The organism is Microbulbifer maximicatervae (SeqCode), from assembly GCF_052467825.1.
In genome coordinates this window covers 1,025,564-1,046,063 of record NZ_CP174327.1, presented here as the reverse complement: position 1 = coordinate 1,046,063, position 20,500 = coordinate 1,025,564, and the positions used below count along the sequence as shown (strand labels likewise).

Here is a 20,500-nt window from a genome sequence, read left to right as displayed (position 1 = left end):
TTTGTCCATTAAAGGCTTATTAAATAATAAATTATATAAGGATTAGACCGTATGTTTGAGTGGATAGCCAGCCCTGAGGCCTGGATAGCATTGGCCATGTTGGCGGCGCTGGAGATAGTGCTGGGCATCGATAATATTATCTTTATCTCCATTTTGGTTGGACGGTTGCCTCCAAAACAGAGAGAGCCCGCGCGCTTTATTGGTCTTACCCTGGCAATGGTGACCCGGTTGGCTCTGCTTTTCTCTATTGTATGGATTATGGGCTTGGTCGAGCCACTATTTAGCATCTATGGCATGGAAATTTCAGGCCGCGATATTATTTTGGTTGGCGGAGGGCTGTTCCTAATCGCTAAAGCTACCCATGAAATTCACAATAGTCTCGAGGGCGAGGAGGAGAGTGCATCCTCGCTCGGCAGTGCAGGATTTTGGATGGTGCTACTACAAATTGCACTATTGGATATTGTCTTTTCCTTGGATTCTGTAATTACCGCTGTGGGATTGGTCGACGAGATCTCAATTATGGCAATAGCGATTATTCTGGCGGTAATCGTTATGTTGGTAGCGGCTAAACCAATCGGGGATTTTGTTGATCGTCATCCTACCGTGAAAATGCTGGCACTATCCTTCTTAATTATGGTGGGCTTAACTCTGGTGGTTGAAGGGTTTGATGTCCATGTACCTAAGGGATATATCTACTTTGCCATGGCGTTTTCAATGGCTGTGGAGTTCCTCAATTTGCGTATGCGCAGCAAGAAAGTCCGTAAGACCCCACCGGTAAGGTTACATCACGCTCTACGTGAAGATAGTTAAAATAGTGAGAGGGTGGAGGTGTTCCTCCACCCTGGATTACTGTCTGGTTTGCAATAGTACCCTTAGTTACTATTTTTAAGCTTCAATATTAAGTAAGTAAGGCCCAGTGCGAGAGTGGCAGTAGATAATCCCAAAAGTTCGCCAGCATTGACCTTATCAAGATCTAAAATAATAAATTTTCTGGATAAAGCTAATATAGCAATAAGTACAACAACTTTGGTTTGAATAATACTTTGTTGACGTGTAACTACATATTGAAGTGTATGGCTAAATTCCAGTGCAATCAGTAAAGTAATAATCTCGCCAAATATCGTTTGAAATACTTTATGGTCCAGAGGGTCCTGCATACCCACCAGCAGCATATTGTATACTGAATATCCCAGGCGACTGATCGCGACTATTACGATTACAACAATAATAAAAGTCAAAATTAAGGCAATCAGGCTTTCAAATTTTCGATAGTAGTTGTGAATTGCCTTATCTGTAATCGAAGTTTTTTCTTCTGGGCTGTCCATGCCTTACTTCTCGTTAAACTCATAAAATTAAAGATAGTTTCTGTCAGTGAGCTTCATAATCCAATCCTGATTTAATTTCCCGTTTTAGTAGTGAAATTACCTTGCTACTTAGCGGCATCATTCGATGTAGTATCACTGGAACTTCGTAGGATGCTCCCAAGCCCAGGATAGCACTACTATGGGGCATAATGGTTATGTCATAGGGTGTCCAGATTGAAGCCGGCTCGGTAACCTCCAATTTTTGAATGCCCAAATTCAACGCGCGTAAGAAATCACTGCCGATCCGCAATTGTTTCCCACCTTTGTAAGGAAGAAAGTTTGCCCAGTAACTACCATGGTGGGGAGAGGAAATTGATATAAATTTATGCACCCGCTCCAAACCATTAAGGGCTTGTAAATAATACCGTGCGATTATCCCTCCCATGCTGAATCCCACCAGGGTACAGGTAGTTTCTTTATCTACGATATGCTCCAATTTTGCGAGAAGCTGGGACGAAAGGTGTTCCATACCATGCCAGCCGGAGTTATAGCGTAGGTGGATATAGTGTACGTCATAATTTTCGGCAGCTAATTCGTGCTGCATTCTAAGTAAGGAGGTTCCTCGATCAAAAATTCCAGGTATTAAAAGAACAGTTCGGCTTTTACGTTTCATTCTTGTCGCAGGAGAAGTGATGCGTTAGGAAAAGCTTCAATCGCAATAGTTATTTGTCTGCCAAAAACTATTGGGAGCTTGATAGAGAAGTGTAGTTGCAGAACTATTGTTGGATACCACAAAGTAGCAAAGTAGCCTCAAGGGATAAGTTGGAATGCCGGCAACTATGTCTTTTATTTATATAGACGCCGGCATCTGAAATAAAAAAGTAATTCAAGCGTTTGTTTGAGGGTTTCCAAATAGAAATATTAATATTTCATCGAGTCTAGAATTCCATGATTTCTCATCATGAGCATGACCCTCAAATACTTGGGTTTGCCAATTTGAAGAGGAATACCCTTTCTGGCGCATGATTTTATCCACAGCCCGTTGCAGAGGTGGGTAATAAGCATCCAGCGTTTCTGTACCATGGTCAAAATAAAACCGGTGACTTCCAGGCTTAGGTAAATTTGCCTCTAGATAGTCGCGAATAGCCTCAGCTATCGGTAGTTTGTCGTCGGGGTTAATCCCTGGCCAATGGGTGGATATAGCTGCAGCCGTAGAGAACACTTCGGGGTACTCTGTGACCGCATAGAGTGATATTAATCCTCCCATACTCGCGCCGGCAATAAAGGTGTCGCTGTGATCACCACTCACAGCGTAATGACTATCAATATAGGGTTTCACCTTGGTCACCAAAAATTGTAAGTAAAGATCTCCACGCAATTCGGCTTGGTTAAATGGATGTTGGACCTGTGAAGCTTCTTTAGGCAAAAAACTCCGAGCTTTCTGGGGGAAGTAGTCACCGTGGCGAAGTGTCTCAATGTTATCGATAGCGACAACTATGAAGGGACGTACCTTCTTTTCTGCTATTAACCGAGAGGCGACTTCATCCATGCCCCACTCCTGACCATTCCAGGTGGTTTTACTGTCGAACAGCATCTGTCCATCGTGCATATAAAGGACGGCATAGGGTTTCTGTGTAGGATATTGATCAGGCAGCCATACATGAATTGGGCGCTCAGCAAGTCCTTCCAGTGTCAGGGAGGGCAGTGTTTCAAGCTTTCCTGCCGATACTTGTACTTCTTTAGGGGGTTCTTCAGCTGTACACGGTGGTATTAGACTGAAAAGAATACCGAATAATAAGGTCTTATAGATATCCATAGCGCCCTGCCTTTGGGGTGTAGATAAAGTTCTACTCTATCTATAAAACCAGTGGCAGGGCTCCTCCCTCTAAGGGGCTGACTTTGGTGTTGAGCCTTCTTTAGAAATAACTGCGGACATCCCAGGTTTCACGTTTATCATCCAATTCGAGCATCGGTCTCATTATAGAGCTATGCCCCTGTCCACCGAGAACGAAAACTTTGGTACCCGGTTGGGCGACGGCTTGGATATTGGCATACATACGGAAGTTTCTGGACCACCATTTGGAGGATAGATCGGCCCCGATAAAGTTATCACCTTGGCCAACATCATTGAGCATTATATAGGAGCCTAGGTTTACTTTGTCTTCGGCGGGGTCATTGTGTTTATCAAGAGCTTGCTCCAAGGTTGATGAGGCATACAAGTCATTGAAGCGTTTTCCCCAGGCTTCAAGGTAATCATCTATCAACTTTTTCCTCTCGGGAGAACTCTTCTCCAGATAGGATAAAAGCTCGCCGTAAGGAAGATCCTGATCCGAATCATAGCAATTTACTTTTGATAGGCCTGCCTTCTTGGCTACCCTAAATCCCAGTTGTTCGCTTTCTCCTATATTTAACTTATGCTCACCTTTAATATATTTGGCAAAGCGAAGGTTCATTTTGCTTTCGTCATTGGTGTGACATTCCAGAAGAACATGTGTTGGTGAGTCAGTGGCAATCCGTGAGGATAAGTCTTCCAAATAGTTTTGATTTTCTTCGGTATAAACATTAATGACTTGTGTTTTCACCATATCCTTACCGGGGTTGCTAAAATGAAAACTACCAAAAAGCATAACCTGTGCGGGCTCTGTATTTTTTACTGAATCCGCATAGGCACCCAGGCCAATAAGCCCCAAAGAAAGTATAATTGAGCCAGAGATTTGTCTTGCTATGTTTTTCATTAAATATCCTTATTTTATTATTTAGTTTCTATAGGTTGCCTAATTGCCGTACGAAATGAATAGCTCTGAATTTGATATTAATGGATGGATTCAAAATTGAATACTATAAATTAATCGTATCTACTTATAACAAAATTAATAGAGTGATTTTTCTGATCGAGTTAATACGATGAGGCTTGAGAGCTCAGGGCTATTTTATTAATAGCCCCAAGTTGGTACGGTATCATTGTTAATGTATGTTAACTTAAGTACCACTTCTTAATCTGGTCACTTCAACATCTGCATTACGCATTTTAGCGGAATGGGCTACTTCCTTGCTGACAATAGTCTTACCTATCGGAGAGAGTGAAATTGCTGCAAGCTTAAGGTGCTGCAAACCAAAAGGTATTCCAATAATGGTAATGAAACAGGCAATAGCATGCAGAAGGTGGCCAATAGCAAGCCAGATACCAGCCAATAGGAACCAGATAATATTTCCGACTAAACCAAAACCGCTTGTCCCAATATCACCGCGCAGGGTGAGTTCTTCTCGGGAAATTGCCTCCTTGCCGAAAGGGAAAAAGGAAAATTTGCCGATTACAAAGCAGGCTCTTCCCCAGGGAATACCAATAATACTGATAAAGGCAATCAGCGAGCAAAACCACCAGCAGAGTCCCATAAAGACACCGCCAAGGATAAACCAGAGGAAATTTCCAAGTGTTCGCATAACTACCCCTACCAATTCGGTAAAATTTATTAGTGAAAACGGTAATCTACTGATGTTACCGCAAATCCTAATCGCTATATCATTTATTTAAATTACAGTAGTTAGACGCAAATACCCACGCTTTGGATTCAGTTATGGCTATTTTCGTCGGCCTGATTGTGACTATCTGGTCAGGTTGGTTGTCTGCTTGGGTTTTACCCGTTGGGTATAAAATTTACGGTATCAGCTCATTTGCCGGAGCATTACTATTTAGCAAGCGATGACATTGACTACTTCCTGTTACCGGTAGACCTGACTGCAATATACCCAATTGATCCAAGACAGTCGCTTGGTCCCAGTAAATATGCTCAGAGCTGATTTTTCTATTGGAGAAGCTAATAATTCCCACATGGGGGACTGATAGCTTCTTCCCTGTTGCTTCGATACCAGGTGCGAACCAATCCATACGAATAGAATGGGTAAAGTGAAGAATAAACTCATCCACTAAGCTGTCTTTGCCCACGGTGCGGGAAAGAAGCTGTAAATTTATATCCGCTGGCATTTGAGGAATAAATATATCCCTATAAAATTTTCGTAAGGGTTCTTTCCCCGTTGCGCCGGTATTAACCGGTACATGAATTAATACGGGATTTTCTGTCATGGTAGCAATTGCGGTGTCGGCATCTTTTAGATCGAATTCGGCCTCGGTATGGGTTTCCCAAAGTTGAATTAAGTACTTTTCATCGTCATTGTATTCCATCTCATTCACCTTCCCATTTGAGGCGCAATATTACTGATCGTTGAATTAATCTATCTTGTGCCAAAGACAGTATCGCAATGTTTATAAATATCAATAAGGTCGAGAGCGTCAACAGTGAATATGACGATCTTGCAGCTACCTATAGTGATGGCTAATTTTTAGTACAGAATCAGAGTGTTTGTAGTACTAAAAGACCATAAATTATTGAGGAGGAGATGAAGGGAAATTGTTTGAAGGTTTGCAGATCTAGAATGCGTTACCCGTTCTACAAAGATAACGCATTCTTAACCCTTTAGCCGCGCCAGTAATTATTGGCTGCTGCAACGGTTTGGAAGTTAATGGCAACAACCTGAGAGGAGGCGATCAGGCTGTCTGCATTTTCCTCATAGGCGGACCTCAGCTTACCCCGTACTTCATCTGAAGGCTGGGTGTATTTAACTCCCATCCTGGATAGTTTCATTGCAAGTTCAAAGCCTTGTTGTGCATTTTCAGTAATTAGGCTTTCTAACCAGATTTGCGACATGGATATCCCTCTCTACTATCGGGTTGATTGATAAAGTTGTGGGGGCTGCTGAGCCCCAGTTATTTTGTATATTTACTAAGGGTTGATATCAGTCCAATATGTATTGGCTGATATATTTGTTGAACTGAATAAGATCGAAAGAACCTCTTATTTCGAACCTTACCTTACCGATCTCGCTTAAATAAACTTCTATTTCACAGTCCAGATCAAAAGTGCCAGCGGTCTCAACAGAAAATGCTTGTATCTTGCTGAAAGGCAAAGAGGTGTAGTCTACTTTTGAGCCCGTGATACCCTGAACATTGGCGGCAATAATGCGTTTGTTGGTGAAAACTACCTGATCGCGAATAGTTTTAAAACCTGCAAAAATAAACTCCCCCTCGATCAGGAACTTATTAAAGTCATCCCTGGATTCAGAGATATCTATAGGCTTAAGTTTAAATACTGGTGAGTTTTTAAAATCTATCACGGGTTATCCCTGTAATTCTATTGGAGGAGGAGATTACCACTGTGGCGCATTAAGTTACAGATGATTTACTTTTTGGTTGTGTTTTTATGTTTAAATTTATTTAATTATTATGACAATTTCCACAATAGAGGATCGATCATAAGTAGTTGGTAATTTTTGAAATGCTTATCTCTCTATTTACTGGATTCTTGACTCGATTATTTCAGTATCACTAGGGATAAACAGCAGTGGCTATATCTGTCTATTGATTTGCAAGGCTTCCAAAAAAAGCTGCACAGCGGGATGAGTTGTTGCACTTTTTTTGAAGGTGGCAGCATTTTGTATTTGGTAGTGAAACTTTTCCGGTAGCAGGGGGAGCAGGGTTCCTTCTCCGACATATCTGCGGGCCAGGTATTCCGGTAGGAAACCCACAAAGCACCCAGAAAGTATCATCGCCAACCTGGCCGCCATATGGTTGGCTGTGGATCGCTTGGGAAACAATCGATACAGGTGCGCCGCACCAGAGAGAACAGTATGACTGGGCGCAGCTAACTCCTGCTGGGTGAGTAGCTCCTCATCAATAGCTGACACCTGGGCACAGGGGTGGCTGTTACTGCAATAGAGAATCGATTGGTGATAAAACAGGGGTTGGTACTCCAGCCCCGGTCGGCGTGAGTGCAGGGGGTTGATACCGATATCGGCGCGGCCTGCGAGGATTTCCAACTCGAGTTCCTGAGGGGCGGCCAGTTGTACTTCCAGGTGGAGTTGCGGGGCCTTCTCACGCAGTTGGGTGATAGTTCCGGGCAAGTTCAGTTGCGGTATTTCCAATACATCGTCGGGCATTACCAGGCGCAGGGTACCGGTGAGTTGGGATTGGATTGCATTGACCTGGCTTTTGAAGGTATCCAGGTGCCCATCGAGCTCCAAAATAGCCCGATACAAGGCCTCCCCCTCCGGGGTCAGTTTGAAGTCGGCTCTGCCTCGAGAGCGCAAGCACAACTGCATACCCAGCCGTGTCTCCAGGTCGGAGATATGCACACTGATCGTGGAGCGGCTGATATTCAGGGTGACTTCGGCAGGGGTGATGCCTCCGGCGTGCACAACCTCGCGGAAGACGCGCAGCAGGCGCAAATCCATATCGCTGAGGCGGCCTCCCAGGGCGTTTTTGGTTTTGCTCATAGCTGCACTTCCTGGGGCGCTGAGATGGTTTCTGGCTGTAGATATAATTAAAGTTTGATAAATATAAACTTTAGTTGGAAAAATACTACTATTCTCCTCAGTCAGCTGCGGCCAGAATCGCCGCATACTACTAATAACATCTATTTACTAGGAATTTTCCTGTGAAACTTGCAAATTCGGACCTGTTGAAATTTCAGAACTATATAGCGGGCGAATGGCGTGACGCTGCCGCCACTGTAGATGTATGTGACCCGGCAAATGGTGAGTTGCTGGGCCGTGTGGCCGATGGTACCGCAGAGGATGCCGAGGCGGCAGTGGCGGCTGCCAGTGAAGCCTTCCCGGCATGGAGCCGCCGTACAGCTGGTGAGAGAGCTGCGGTGCTCAAGCGCTGGTACCAGCTGATCGTGGATAACAGCGATGACCTGGCAATGATCCTTAGCCTGGAGCAGGGCAAGCCGGTAGCGGAAGCGAAAGGTGAGATTATCTACGGGGCTTCCTTTATTGAGTGGTTCGCGGAAGAGTGCCGCCGGGCCTACGGCCAGACAATCCCGACCCACAACCCGGCCATGCGCCTGAATACCATCCGCCAGCCGGTGGGTGTGGTGTCCTGTATTACTCCCTGGAACTTCCCCAACGCCATGATTACCCGCAAGGCGGGTCCGGCACTGGCGGCGGGCTGTACTGTGGTGATCAAACCGGCCCTGGAGACGCCACTATCTGCGTTGGCACTGTGCCAGTTAGCGGAAGAAGCGGGCCTGCCCAAGGGGACTATCAATGTAGTTACCGGCAGTGATTCTCCGGGAATTGGCAAGGTTCTGACCCAAGATCCCCGTGTGGCCAAATTCACCTTCACCGGCTCCACTGTTGTGGGCAAGCTGTTGATGTCCCAGTGCGCCAGCACCGTGAAAAAAATGTCTATGGAGCTCGGCGGCAACGCGCCGTTTATCGTATTTGACGATGCGGATATGGATACCGCAGTCAGCGCCTGTATGGCGACCAAATTCCGCAATGCGGGCCAGGTGTGCGTGGCCACCAACCGTATTTACGTGCACGAATCCGTGCACGATGAGTTTGTGGAAAAGCTGCGCGAGCAGGTTGCCGCCCTGAAGATCGGCCACGCTACCGAGGAAGGGGTCAATATGGGCCCGATGATCTTCCGCAGGGCTGTGGACCGGGTTCAGGGGCTGGTACAGGACGCGGTTGCGGCCGGAGCAAAAATTGAAATTGGTGGTGAGCAGCTGGCCAATGGCGATAACTTTTTTGCGCCGACCATCCTCACTGGAGTTACCGATACCATGCGTATCGCTCAGGAGGAAATTTTTGGCCCTCTGGCGGCGATACAGAAGTTTTCCGATGAGGAAGATGTGGTTCGCCGTGCCAATGAAACGCCCTACGGCTTGGCGGCTTACGTGATGAGTGAAAACATTCGCCGAGCCAATCGTGTGGTAGAGGCGCTCGACTACGGCATGATTGCCTGTAACACCGGGGTTTTCTCCACCACTGTGGCACCCTTCGGTGGTGTTAAAGAGTCCGGTATTGGCCGCGAGGGCGGTGTCGAGGGTATGGCCGAATTTTACGAGACCAAATATTGCTGTTTCGGGGCCTGAGTCCCGGTCTGAACACAACTGGCCTGCGCTTGTCCTAGGTGACAAGCGCCCGAACAGATTTTCGGGAGCCTGTGGCTCCCCTACTTAAGAGTTTGAAACTTCAGGGAACTTGCGGAGATTAATACTATGTCTGAGATGCAAACCGATGCTTTCTGGATGCCGTTTACCCCCAACCGCACCTTTAAGTCTGCACCGAGAATTGTAGAGCACGCCGAGGGGATTTATCTCACGGAGAAAGGCGGTCGCCAGGTTATTGATGCGACTGCGGGTTTGTGGTGCAGCAATGCGGGTCACTGCCGTTCTGAAATTGCAGAGGCAATTTACCAACAGGCAAAAACACTCGACTACAGCTCTATTTTTAATTTTGGTCACGAGTTGGGTTTTGAGTATTCCGAGCGTCTGGTAAAGCACACTCCCGATGGCCTGGACCATGTGTTCTTCGGTAATTCCGGTTCCGAGGCAGTTGAGAGCGCCCTGAAAATTGCCCTGCAATACCAGCGTGTACGCGGCAAGGGCACTCGCACTATGTTTATCGGCCGTGAGAAGGGTTATCACGGAGTAAACTTCGGCGGTATTTCTGTGGGCGGTATTCCTCCCAACTACCAGGGTTTTGGCCAGCCGGTGAAAGCCAACCATATGCGTCACACCCTGGATATCGAACGCAATGCATTCAGTCGTGGCCTGCCGGAGCATGGTATTGAGTTGGCTGAAGACTTGGAGAGACTGGTAGCTTTCCACGGTGCCGACCAGATTGCCGCTGTGATTGTTGAGCCGTTTGCCGGTGCCGGCGGTGTGGTACTGCCTCCCAAAGGCTACCTGCAACGCCTGCGGGAAATTTGTGATAAGCACGACCTGCTGCTGATTTTTGATGAAGTCATCTCCGGCTGGGGCCGTACCGGTTCTGCATTTGCCTCCACGGAGTTCGGTGTGACCCCGGATATGATCACCTCCGCGAAAGGGATTACCAATGCCACAGTGCCCCTGAGTGCGGTATTTGTCAGCGACGAAATTTATAAAACCGTGATGAATGCGGCTCCCGATGGTGCGGTGGAATTCTTCCACGGTTATACCTACTCAGCACATCCGGTTGCCTGTGCTGCGGGTATGGCGACTCTGGATATTTACGAGCGCGAAGGCCTGTTGACCCGCGCTGCCGGTGAAATTGGCCAGCACTGGGAAAATGCTTTGCACAGCCTGGCTGACCTCGACAATGTTATCGATGTGCGCAATTACGGTTTAGTGGGCGCTATTGAGCTGCGCGCGCCGCAGGATCTGAAAGGGAAATACGGAGCCAAAGTCTCTGGTATGGCCTGGGAAGCTGGAGTGATGGCCCGTGGTATTGGCGATGCCCTGTGTATGTCCCCACCGCTGATTATCGAGAAGCACGAGATCGATGCTGTTGTGGATAAACTACGCGGTGTGATCGGCGCTCTGGCCTGATTATGCTATTGCGGCAGCCCGTTCGGGCTGCCGTTCTCTCCAAATTACTCTTTTGTCAGAAAGAATATACTTCTCTCGAGACGCGCTGTGCATACATCCCTGTAAGCTCATAATCGGCATCCATGCCTCATATGGTCCCGAGCGAAGTGTATTCTTTCCTTCCTGCCTTATTATTAGTTTTTCTCCCTTCCTCTCCTTTCCTGACCGGCAGGGCAGTTTGCGTAACTTCCCTATTGTCGTTTAGAGCTACACTGAAAATAGTGGTCTGCGGCGCGGTCACAGTCTTTGCAGAGTCGACTGCCTGGCCGCGCTCGTAGGCTGCCTTACGGAGTTATTCAGATGCTCCTTAAAAACCGCCGGGGGAAAATTCAATTCCCTGATGGTAAGGGACTCTTCAATATGGAAAGTTACTCAACCTGGGGACTTTTCTATGCCCGCTGACACTCCTCCCCTGGCGACCGGACCTATTTTGCAGGTGTTGTCTGCAAACTGGTGGCTACTCCTGCTGCGCGGTATTGTCGCGGTGATTTTTGGCGTGCTGACTTTTGTCTGGCCGGGATTGTCCTTGTTGACCCTGGTGTTGCTTTTTGGGATTTACGCTTTCCTGGATGGTATTTTTTCCCTGGTTGCGGCGGTGATGGGGCGGCATAAGTCCACTCCACTGTGGTGGTTGATTGTCTCGGGGCTGATCAGTTTGGCTGCGGGAATTGTGACTTTTATTTTCCCGCAGGTTACCGCATTAGTGTTGGTGATTTTTATCGGTGCCTGGGCCCTGGTGCGGGGTATCTTCGAAATTGTCGGTGCTGTTCGCCTGCGCAAGGAAATTGATAATGAGTGGCTGCTGATCGCCATTGGTGTTCTCTCGGTGATTTTCGGAGTTGCGATTTTAGTCAGCCCCGGGGCTGGTGCTCTGGCATTGCTCTGGGTAATCGGTGCCTATGCGATTATTTTGGGACTGCCATTGATCTGGTTATCTTTCCGACTGCGCAAACACAATAAATCCGCTTCTTCATAACCGTTTAACTCAAATACGCTCAGTAATAAAAAAGGCCGGTATTACTTAGTAATACCGGCCTTTTCGAATTGCTATTTAAATAACAGCTTCTGTTTTTTATTGTTTAGCAGCGAGATTGACTGCCTTCGGCAATGCCCCCATTAACGCTTTGCCTTTTTTCTCCAGTGCCATACACAGCTGGATTCGCTCCTCGGCTTGCGCGAGGCTGCGCTGGTATCCGGGAGCTAAATCACCTTTCTGGGCAAAGAGTTGTTGCAGTTCGCCCAGGTGCTGTTTATCGCAGAAGGCAGCGGCAAGTGATGGGGTGCGGCGGCGGATCTGGGCCGGAATCTTATCTACTACCTTGTCAAAGTTCTGTTGCAGCCACTCCCAGTGTTGTTCCTGAACCCTGGGTTGGGCCAGGGCGTAATGGATCAGGCCAAATGATTCTCTCGGCCCCATTTCGTCGCTGAGCGCTAATGCTTGAATGGTTTCCACTTGCTTGGGATTGTTGCTGGTACCGATGGCATTGGCACTGGCATTTTCAAAGCGGGGATCATCCAGCTCGGCGCGGACTTTGATCAGGTGTGCGAGGAAATCCTCCCCCGCATCCTGTACTGCCACACTCAGGGCTGCCTGGTATAGGTCAGAGCTTAACGCCTTCGCATCCCGTTCCTGTTTAAAGCCGGTAAAGGCGGTTGCCATTTTCTGTAACTGCTTGCGCGAGTCAGGATCTTCTGCAACTTGCGCCATAAAGGTTAGCAGGTCGCTGTGCAGCATCTGCTGGTCGCTATCACTGCTATTGGCGCTGCGATTTAGTATCGGCAGGTACAGGTTCTGGGCAAAGTTCAGAAATGCAGAGCGCTGGGATTCAACCAGGTAGTTATCCCGGTACTTCTGCAGGTAGCGCAGTGGCATGGTGATCACCTGGCGCTTGTCCGCCACTGCGGATTTGCGCACTACTTCCAGCAGTGGTGCCGCAGTGAGATTGCCGGCCTCGAAAGCTGAGAAGGCGCTGTCGATAATGGACAGCTGCTCAGTGGCAGAGAACTGGGCAAATTGTTTAATCAGTGCCTGCCACTGCGTCTTGGGAAGGTTCCAGCGGTAGTAGCCGCTGCCCTGAGCATTGGGCATTACCCAATTTGGGCAGGCACCGCCGGTAATCTCCAGGGTTTCCCTTGGCTCAGTCAGGATCTGGCACTGCTGCACGCCGCTATCGGTGCTGAAGCAGAAGGGGATGCTCCATTTATCGCTGGCGTCGGCGATAGGGGAGCCGAGTGGCTTGTAACGGCTCTGCTGAACCACTAGCGAGGCCTTGCCATCGCTATTGCAGTCCATGGAGATATCCAGTTGTGGAACCCCTTTTTGCTCGACAAAACTGCGGAAAGTCTCGGTCAGTTCCGGGGTGTTGGTTTCCTGGCCGATCACTTTGTAGAAGGGTGGTGAGTCGGCCACGCTGTCGGAGAAGGTTTCCAGGTAACGTCCCAGTGCCGGGCGGAAGTTTTCCGCTCCGAAATAGGTGTCCACCATGTGGATAACGCCCAGGCTCTTCGAGTAAGTGATCGAATCGTAGGCGTTGCGAATATTGTTGTTGTCCGCGATGGGCTCACGAATGGCGCGGGTGCTGGCCAGGGAGTCTAGCTGCATGGCGCCGATCGCATAAGTCGCTGCGTTGAGGTCGTGCCCCTCTTCAGGTTCCATAATGGTGAGGGCCAACGCCTCCCCCCAGGTAGCAAAACCTTCCTTCAGCCACAGGTCGTCCCACCAGGGAGGGGTGACCTGATTGCCAAACCACATATGGGCAATTTCGTGCGCATGAACTTCTACGAGAGCCAGGCGGGTGCCGGGAGCGGGGTTGTCGCCCACCAGGATACGCTGTTCGCGATAGGTAATTGCCGCGGACAATTCAGTAGCGCCACTGGGCCACTGGGGGGCGGCAATAATGTCCAGCTTCTTGAATGGGTAGGGGCGTTGCAGCTGGGTCTCGAAGGTCTCCACCATTTTGGGGGTGATATCGAGGATGTAGTTCATATCCTCACCGCGACCTTTACGGGCGAAGCCGCGCAGGGGAATGGGGTCTTTGCGGTATTTACTCGGCGGAATGGCTGGACGCTCAACCTGGTCAAAGGGGCCCACTGACAGGGACAGCAAATAGGTGGACATCGGTGGAGTGGTGGCGAAAGTGACTTTCTCCATGCCGTCACCTGCCGCTTCGCGCTTCAGCTCGGGCCCATTGCTAATCGCTGCGTAGCCTTCGGGTATTGTCAGGCTGACAGTAAAGGGGGCCTTCAGGCCTGGCTCGTCGAAGCCGGGTAAATACTTGCGGGCCTGGATCGATTCGGATTTTGCCAGGGCATAGGCATCGCCCTGTTCCTCGACCTTAAAAAGCCCGGCCAGGTTGCGATCAAATGCAGCACTGTAGTCGATGTGCAGTTTGAAACTGCCCGCATCGATCTTCTCAGCAAACTCTACTGCGGCAACACCACTGTCCAGTACTTCCCGGTATTCGGCCGGAATCTGGCGGCCGTCATCGAGCTGTGCGTAGACTTCGCCCACATCCAGGTTTTTGCCATGTAGCCAAATATGTCGGGCACCTTCCGCCAGCTGGATATCGATATCCACCTTGCCGGTGAAGGTGTCTTTGCGAGGGTCCAGCACCAGTTCCAGCTGGTAATCCAAGGGGGTAGTGCCCTCGGGCAGGCGCCCTTCGGGAGCCTTATCAAAATCGAGGCCTTTAGCCTCGACTTCCTGGGCAGTATTGGTTTTTGCTGGTTCCGATGCTTTTTCTGCGGGGTTACAACCTGCTACTGAGAGCAGGGCCGCGGTTAGCAGGGCGAGCGGGATGTTCTTTTTCATGGTAGGGGGAGCACTCAGCCAAAAGGCTGATTGTACCGCTTTGGAGAAAAATTACGCGATGCAAATAGTTGGGCTGAGGGGAAGGTGGGAGGAAACCCGGCAGTGGATGCCGGGTTTCTGTGGGGAGACTTACAGGTGCGGTACGGTCAGGCTAGAGACCTTGCTACTGCTGTAGGGCACTGTGATGGTGTAATTGGTATTTTCCGGCTTCTGGTAGATATAACCCTGAGTATCGATGGCCAATACTACACGGTGGCCAACCGGGACATCGTAGCTAGTGGTGAAAAAGTCCACTTCGAACTTTTGTTTTTGCCCAGACTTGTCTGAATGCAGGGTAATGGGGGCGTGAGTTATCAGACGCCCCAATCCCAACGGACCCACATCGTATAGGTGCACGTTGAGTTGCACTTCTTTTTTGCTGGGTTCCACCCACATTTCGAGTTTGGGTTCGCCGCGAATCTTCAGGGTTTCCCACTGAATCGGTGATTTGTACTCGATGGCGTAGTAGCCGTTGATAGCGATCATGGGCGCGTAAACGGGGATACCGAAGCCTTCCAGTGCATCGGAAACCAGCGGGATACCGGTGCCTGCAAAGGTATCTGAGCCGCCGTGGAATTCATTACTCCAGCTCCAACCGTCGTACTTGTCGCTCTCCATTTTTGCATTGTTGAACATGGTAAAGCGTGGCTGCAGGTACCAGGTGGTGCTTTCGTCTGTTACCGGGTAGTCCTCGAATTGCTCCAGCTCATTGCTGATACGCACAGTCATATCCACCTTGGGTTCGGTGTCGATCCCGTTGTCCTCGCCTTTAAGGTGGTGGTCGAACCAGCGGAAACTGGTGGACCAGATATGGCCATTGTTACCGGTAAGAGTCTCGGTAATCGCGTGGGTGCCGGGGTTTAGCATGAGTTTCTTGGGCCCTTCGAGCAGGGAGTAGAAATCGGTCATGCTATTCGGCTTAAACAGGTAGTCGGCGAAATTGTTTGAGAGCAACACCGCTGTGCCGTTTTGATTGATTTCGTCCACGTAACTCATTGCGGAGCGCTCAGCACCGAAATTAATTACCTGTTCCATATTTTCGCCGTCGCGCAGGTTGCTCCATACCTGCTCGAGTTCGGCCTCTTTCTGGAAGGCCGTAGTAACAAGCAGCGTGCCCCATACCAGGTTGACGGTTTCATTGGGGTACAAAGCTTCTACTACATCTGCCCAACCGGATAGCGCAGCTACTGCATCGACGCGAGGGTGCTTAGCGGCACTCAGTAGTGAAATTCCACCGCCGTAGGAAATTCCGGCCATACCCAGCTTGCCCACCGGGTAATTGGTTTCCAGCCAGTCGATCAGGACTCCCACATCGTTAAGGCTGTTATCCCCTGCGACGTCAACAAGTCCTCCCGAGTGCCCAAATCCCCGGGTGGAGTAGCTGAGCACCAGGTAGCCGTTTTCTGCCAGCTCTTTGGCCTGGAAGTGGTACTGGTGCTTCTCCAGCCCCCAGCTGTTGGTAAAAATAACGGTGGGGTAACCGTCTGCTGGTGCGGGCGTCTCCGGGATAAATAAGTTCGCATCCAGGACCGTACCGTCAAAAGAAGTAATATCCACGTCGGCGATATATTCCGGTGCCGACCAGGCATGAGCAGACATTAGGGCGCCGCCAAGCAGCGCCAGTAGTGGCTTGGTATTCATTAGTTTTCTCTCATCTGATGAAATCATTATTATTTTTTTGACCAGGATTCCCTCCTTGGTCGACCCCGTACTATAGGAGTTCATCCTAGTTTTGTACGTAAACAGGGCTAAATTTGAGACGTTTGTCTCGCTTCATGTCGCAATCTGCTGCAGAAAACTATTTGTGAATAGCTATCTATTTTGTGTCTTTCCGGTCACACAAAAATAGGCGAAAAGCCGTTTTGTGATCAAATTGATCTTTTTTTGATCAGTAAAAACCGGTACTGTGTCGTCTTCGCTAATCAGCTAGGGAGGGCTTCAGCAACAATGACTCGGTGGCCCGAACTATGGTTTCTCGTTCAGTTGTTCTATTAGTACTTTGTTTCGGATTTATCGCTTCAGCCTACGCCGCGCCGCGTGGTTTGGGGGAGGTGACCTGGTATGAAGTCGACAGTGATAATTTTCGCGTGATTACCGATGGTGATCCCAACGCAGTCAAAAGTCTGGTAGCAGACCTGGAGCGCTATCGCGCAGTGGCCTTGGAGTTACTCGATGCAGATCCAAAAAGCGAGCGATTAACTATTTATGCGGCCGCAGACCGGGACACCTATGCAAACCTGGTGGGTGTTGAGCTGGCGGATATGACCAACGGTTTGTTCGATACCTCTGCGGAGGGTAACTATGCCCTGGTAAACCTGGATGGTCGCAGCGTTGAGAGGCAGCTCAAAGCGCGCGAATTCCTGTTCCACGAATACACCCATTTTCTGAGCTATAACGGCAACACCACCCACTACCCCTATTGGTATAGCGAGGGGTTTGCTGAATTTATGGCAACCATGTCATTCCCGGAAAAAGGCACCTACGAAATTGGCTCCATTCCCAGCGAACGGGCCATGACCCTGATGTATACCGGGCTTATGCCGCTGGAAGACCTGTTGCGCGCGACGGTGTACAACACCGATGCGGACGAAAAGGCAGATGTCTATGCCGGAGGTTGGATTCTGTCTCACTGGTTGATGATGAAAAGCGGCAAGCAGGATAATTTCGATAATTTCGTCAAAGCCTATAACGATGGTGCCGACCCAGTACTCGCCCTGGAAGAAGCGCTGGGGATGTCGGTGAAAGAAATTGAAAAGGCCTATGTAGCCACTTATAAGGCGGATAGCTTTGAACATTTTAGTGGCGCTATCCCCGCGGACTTTAAAGAGGCCAGCCCTACGGTTAAACGCCTCAGTAAAAGAGAATCGGTGAGTATCCTGGCTGGATTTATCGCCCAGTCCGGTTACAACCTGCTGGCTTTGGATGAGTTGATTGAATATGCCTACAGTACGGGTATTTACAGTACTGAGCTGGCTGCGATTAAAGCGAGTGCCGATCTGCGATTGGGTAATTTCCCCCAGGCCAGCCACCTTTTGGCCAGTGTCCCCACTAAGGACCGGGGCCAGCTCTGGTACTTGAGTGCCCATGCTTGGTTAACGGTTAATCAGCAGGCGGTGGCGCCCGGTAGTAAGCGGGATCTTCGCAGCTTGAAAATGGCGCGGGAAGAGTTCGACTTCCTGGTGAAGGAAGAACCGAAAAATGCATCTCACTGGTTTGGCCTGGCGATGGCTATGGAGATGCTGGATTACCCCCGAGAGGAATATCTGGAAAAGCTGGAGCAGGCTTACAAGCGTGCCCCCCGTGAGCTGCATATTGCCCAGTGGCTGGCAGAAGAGCTCTACCAAAAGAAAGATGCGGAGTATTTTGCCCGAGTGGCGAAGCCGCTGATGTTCGAGCTCCCAGATGAGGAGCAGAACAAAGAAATAAAAATGAGGTTGGCAGAGCTGAAGGGCAAACCCAAGTCATCATAGCAACCATAAGAACGCTCACTGAATAAAAAAGGCTTGTCACTCTGTGTAAGAGACATCCGACATTCGCCAACGTATATTTGCCCGGCAATTGACTTTGCCGGGCTTTTTTTTAGGGGATAATTTCCCCGCAAACTGGTACGATTTCTGTAACAGCGGCAATACCATATTGTGAAGCATAGCGTGCGCGTTAAGGGTAATGCTTCTCATAGAATAAGAAAGGGTGCACTGTGAGCAGAAAACGGTTTTTCGTTATATTTCCGCTATTTGTCTTAATATTGCTGCTTGCCGCATGCGAGAGTAATAGAGATCCTGTTGTAGAAAACTCACAGGTTTTAACGGAATCTCCCCAACAACCGATACCAACGCCGCAGAATAAACAGCCCGCAAAGCCGCAGTTTGAAAATTATGTAGAGCAAGGAGATTTGCCAGCCCTGTTAGAGCGAGGTGTGTTGCGCCTGTTGGCTCCAAGGGGCCCCCAGGAGAGCGCCTTACCACGAGAAGGACTACCTGCAACAGAGTGGCGAAAACTTGCGGAAAATTTTGCTCGTAGCCGGGGATTAAAGCCTCAGTGGGTTTACGTAGATAACTTTTCCGATTTAATTCCTGCGGTTATTGATGGACGTGGGGATGTAATTGCCACCAATTTTTCCCGCACCGAAGAACGCAAATTATCACTGGGTTTTACCCGCCCATTACAATATGTTGATGAGTTGCTAATTACTCATAGAGAGTTCGAGGTGGAAGAGGCTGTGCCCCTGCAAGTCGTGCTGCGGCGGGGCAGTGCATTTGCTGAAACCCTGGAGCAGCGAGCCGATACGGAAAATTACAGGATCACTTACCTCGATAAGCCGGTTGCAGCCAGCGAGCTTATTGCGGCTGTAGCAGCCGGCGAATACCCCGCGACAATTATTGATAGTAATTTGGCCGATGTACTTCTAACTGATTACCCGCAACTCACATCCACCACAGAGCTCGATTCCCGCAGGCCTATAGCCTGGGCTGTACGCAAAAATGCTATCGCTTTGAGGCGTGAGTTGAATGAGTTCTTTACCGCAGAATTGGTATTGGCCAGTCAGAATCGAGAGCAGCCACTGAGAGATTGGCAGGCAATAAAGGAGAGCGGAACTTTAAGGGTGCTCACTCGCAATCACCCCGCTTCCTACTTTATCTGGCGCGGTGAGTTGATGGGGTTTGATTACGATCTGCTAAGGAAGTTTGCCCGTGACCACAAATTACGCCTGAGCATGGTTGTGCCCGATAAAGATCAGGATTTGGTCGAGGCATTGAATGATGGAATGGGGGACATGATTGCTGCATCCCTTACTGTTACCGAGGCCCGCCGCCAGCAGGGATTGGCATTTTCCAAGCCTTATATGACAGTTACGGAACAGGTAGTAGCCGCAAAATCAAAGGTGCCTGATAAAGAGTTACCCCTTCCAGAGAACCTGCTTTCTGGGCAAACAGTAGTGGTTAATCCCACCACGAGCTATCACGAGAGTCTGGTCAAAATAATGGAAAAGCAGCACGGGCAAGATATGGTGCCGCTACAGATCCATCGTCTAAAAGGCGCTACCAGTGAGTTTCTTATTGATGCAGTAGCCAGGGGTATTTTTCCCTATACCGTAGTTGACTCACACTTGGCCGCCATTGAGGGCACTTACCGGGATGACTTTACTGTAGTGGGGGAGTTGCCAGGGGAGCGAGATATCGCCTGGGCCGTTCGAACTGGCCAGCCGGTATTACTGGAACAACTGAATAACTTTCTGAACAAGCACAATCGGGACCTGTTCTTTAACGTTACTTACAATAAATATTTCAAGGAACAAAAGCGTATCCTCCGACATCAAGGGCAGCGCCTGCGCAGCACTGATGAACTATCGCCCTTTGATCCCATAGTAAAGAAATATACTGAGGCTACCGATCGGGATTGGCGTATGGTGGTTGCTCAGATGTACCAGGAGAGTCAATTTAACCCCCAAGCGCGCTCCTTTGCCGGTGCTCAGGGCTTGATGCAGGTATTACCGCGGACAGCACGACAGATGGGAGTTAACAATTTGTATGATCCTGAAAACGGTATCCGCGCAGGTGTATCTTATTTGGGGTGGCTGGATAAACGTTTTCCTGAAAATATACCCCTAGAGCAGAAGATCTATTTTACCCTGGCTGCATATAATGCGGGTCACGGCCATGTCAGGGATGCCAGGGCGTTAGCCCGACGACTGAAGTGGGACCCTAACCAGTGGTTTGGCCATGTTGAAGAGGCCATGTTGCTGTTGTCCCAGCCTGAATACTATCGCGATAGTCGTTTTGGTTACGTGCGCGGCAGGGAGCCAGTTAATTATGTGCGTGAGATACGGGATAGATATATTGGATATTTAGGAGTTGAGCGCCATCAGAACTATACAGATATTGATGGCAGCATTGCTCCCGATTAATTAATGCATCCCATCAGTGGGGCTCTGC

The 20,500-nt window shown here is 49.2% G+C and carries 17 protein-coding genes; 6 read left to right on the top strand and 11 right to left on the bottom strand.

All coding sequences use genetic code 11. The features are described 5' to 3' along the window. Positions 1-51: 51 nt before the first annotated feature. Positions 52-810 (top strand): TerC family protein, encoded by a 759-nt coding sequence (locus ACJJII_RS04615; RefSeq protein ID WP_444918456.1) that lies wholly within the window; start codon positions 52-54, stop codon positions 808-810. A 62-nt stretch (positions 811-872) separates the two neighbouring features. Here ACJJII_RS04615 and ACJJII_RS04610 read toward each other — a convergent pair whose 3' ends face one another. The 9 genes from ACJJII_RS04610 to ACJJII_RS04570 all read right to left on the bottom strand — a co-directional run bounded on the left by ACJJII_RS04610 (position 873) and on the right by ACJJII_RS04570 (position 7,631). Continuing rightward, a complete protein-coding gene (locus ACJJII_RS04610; RefSeq protein ID WP_282930894.1) occupies positions 873-1,325 on the bottom strand; it encodes a phosphate-starvation-inducible PsiE family protein in 453 nt (150 codons plus the stop codon). Between the two features lie 43 nt (positions 1,326-1,368). Continuing rightward, entirely contained in the window at positions 1,369-1,977 is a 609-nt protein-coding gene (locus ACJJII_RS04605; protein WP_444918455.1) for a lipase family alpha/beta hydrolase, read from the bottom strand. 213 nt (positions 1,978-2,190) lie between these two features. Then, entirely contained in the window at positions 2,191-3,120 is a 930-nt protein-coding gene (locus ACJJII_RS04600) for an alpha/beta hydrolase (protein WP_444918454.1), read from the bottom strand. A gap of 100 nt (positions 3,121-3,220) precedes the next feature. Continuing rightward, positions 3,221-4,039, bottom strand: a complete 819-nt coding sequence (locus ACJJII_RS04595; protein ID WP_444918453.1) for a DUF5694 domain-containing protein — start codon at positions 4,037-4,039, stop codon at positions 3,221-3,223. A 244-nt stretch (positions 4,040-4,283) separates the two neighbouring features. Beyond that, positions 4,284-4,745: a YccF domain-containing protein gene (locus tag ACJJII_RS04590; protein WP_444911708.1), complete on the bottom strand. Its 462-nt coding sequence runs from the start codon at positions 4,743-4,745 to the stop codon at positions 4,284-4,286. Between the two features lie 214 nt (positions 4,746-4,959). Then, the gene (locus ACJJII_RS04585) at positions 4,960-5,484 is read right to left on the bottom strand and encodes a nuclear transport factor 2 family protein (protein WP_444911707.1); all 525 of its coding nucleotides are present in this window, start codon (positions 5,482-5,484) and stop codon (positions 4,960-4,962) included. 292 nt (positions 5,485-5,776) lie between these two features. Then, a complete protein-coding gene (locus ACJJII_RS04580) occupies positions 5,777-6,007 on the bottom strand; it encodes a hexameric tyrosine-coordinated heme protein (RefSeq protein ID WP_108734816.1) in 231 nt (76 codons plus the stop codon). A gap of 88 nt (positions 6,008-6,095) precedes the next feature. Further along, positions 6,096-6,473 (bottom strand): PH domain-containing protein, encoded by a 378-nt coding sequence (locus ACJJII_RS04575; RefSeq protein WP_282930901.1) that lies wholly within the window; start codon positions 6,471-6,473, stop codon positions 6,096-6,098. A gap of 231 nt (positions 6,474-6,704) precedes the next feature. Then, positions 6,705-7,631 carry a LysR family transcriptional regulator gene (locus ACJJII_RS04570; RefSeq protein ID WP_444918452.1) on the bottom strand — a complete coding sequence of 309 codons (927 nt, stop codon included), beginning with the start codon at positions 7,629-7,631 and terminating at the stop codon, positions 6,705-6,707. Between the two features lie 161 nt (positions 7,632-7,792). Between ACJJII_RS04570 and ACJJII_RS04565 the strand changes: the two genes are divergently transcribed. From ACJJII_RS04565 to ACJJII_RS04555, 3 genes are all read left to right on the top strand, one after another. Then, positions 7,793-9,238: an NAD-dependent succinate-semialdehyde dehydrogenase gene (locus ACJJII_RS04565; RefSeq protein ID WP_444918451.1), complete on the top strand. Its 1,446-nt coding sequence runs from the start codon at positions 7,793-7,795 to the stop codon at positions 9,236-9,238. A gap of 126 nt (positions 9,239-9,364) precedes the next feature. After that, positions 9,365-10,678, top strand: a complete 1,314-nt coding sequence (aptA, locus tag ACJJII_RS04560; RefSeq protein ID WP_282930904.1) for an omega-aminotransferase AptA — start codon at positions 9,365-9,367, stop codon at positions 10,676-10,678. A 430-nt stretch (positions 10,679-11,108) separates the two neighbouring features. Continuing rightward, positions 11,109-11,693 (top strand): HdeD family acid-resistance protein, encoded by a 585-nt coding sequence (locus ACJJII_RS04555; protein ID WP_444918450.1) that lies wholly within the window; start codon positions 11,109-11,111, stop codon positions 11,691-11,693. A gap of 96 nt (positions 11,694-11,789) precedes the next feature. On the opposite strand, the gene ACJJII_RS04550 is transcribed toward ACJJII_RS04555, so the two are convergent. Both ACJJII_RS04550 and ACJJII_RS04545 read right to left on the bottom strand, forming a co-directional pair. Beyond that, positions 11,790-14,528 (bottom strand): M1 family metallopeptidase, encoded by a 2,739-nt coding sequence (locus tag ACJJII_RS04550; protein WP_444918449.1) that lies wholly within the window; start codon positions 14,526-14,528, stop codon positions 11,790-11,792. A gap of 129 nt (positions 14,529-14,657) precedes the next feature. After that, on the bottom strand, positions 14,658-16,208 hold the full coding sequence (locus ACJJII_RS04545; RefSeq protein WP_282930907.1) for a CocE/NonD family hydrolase: 1,551 nt from the start codon (positions 16,206-16,208) through the stop codon (positions 14,658-14,660). 326 nt (positions 16,209-16,534) lie between these two features. Between ACJJII_RS04545 and ACJJII_RS04540 the strand changes: the two genes are divergently transcribed. After that, positions 16,535-18,037 carry a hypothetical protein gene (locus ACJJII_RS04540; protein WP_413663630.1) on the top strand — a complete coding sequence of 501 codons (1,503 nt, stop codon included), beginning with the start codon at positions 16,535-16,537 and terminating at the stop codon, positions 18,035-18,037. 227 nt (positions 18,038-18,264) lie between these two features. Further along, entirely contained in the window at positions 18,265-20,472 is a 2,208-nt protein-coding gene (locus ACJJII_RS04535) for a transporter substrate-binding domain-containing protein (RefSeq protein WP_444918448.1), read from the top strand. Positions 20,473-20,500: the final 28 nt, after the last annotated feature.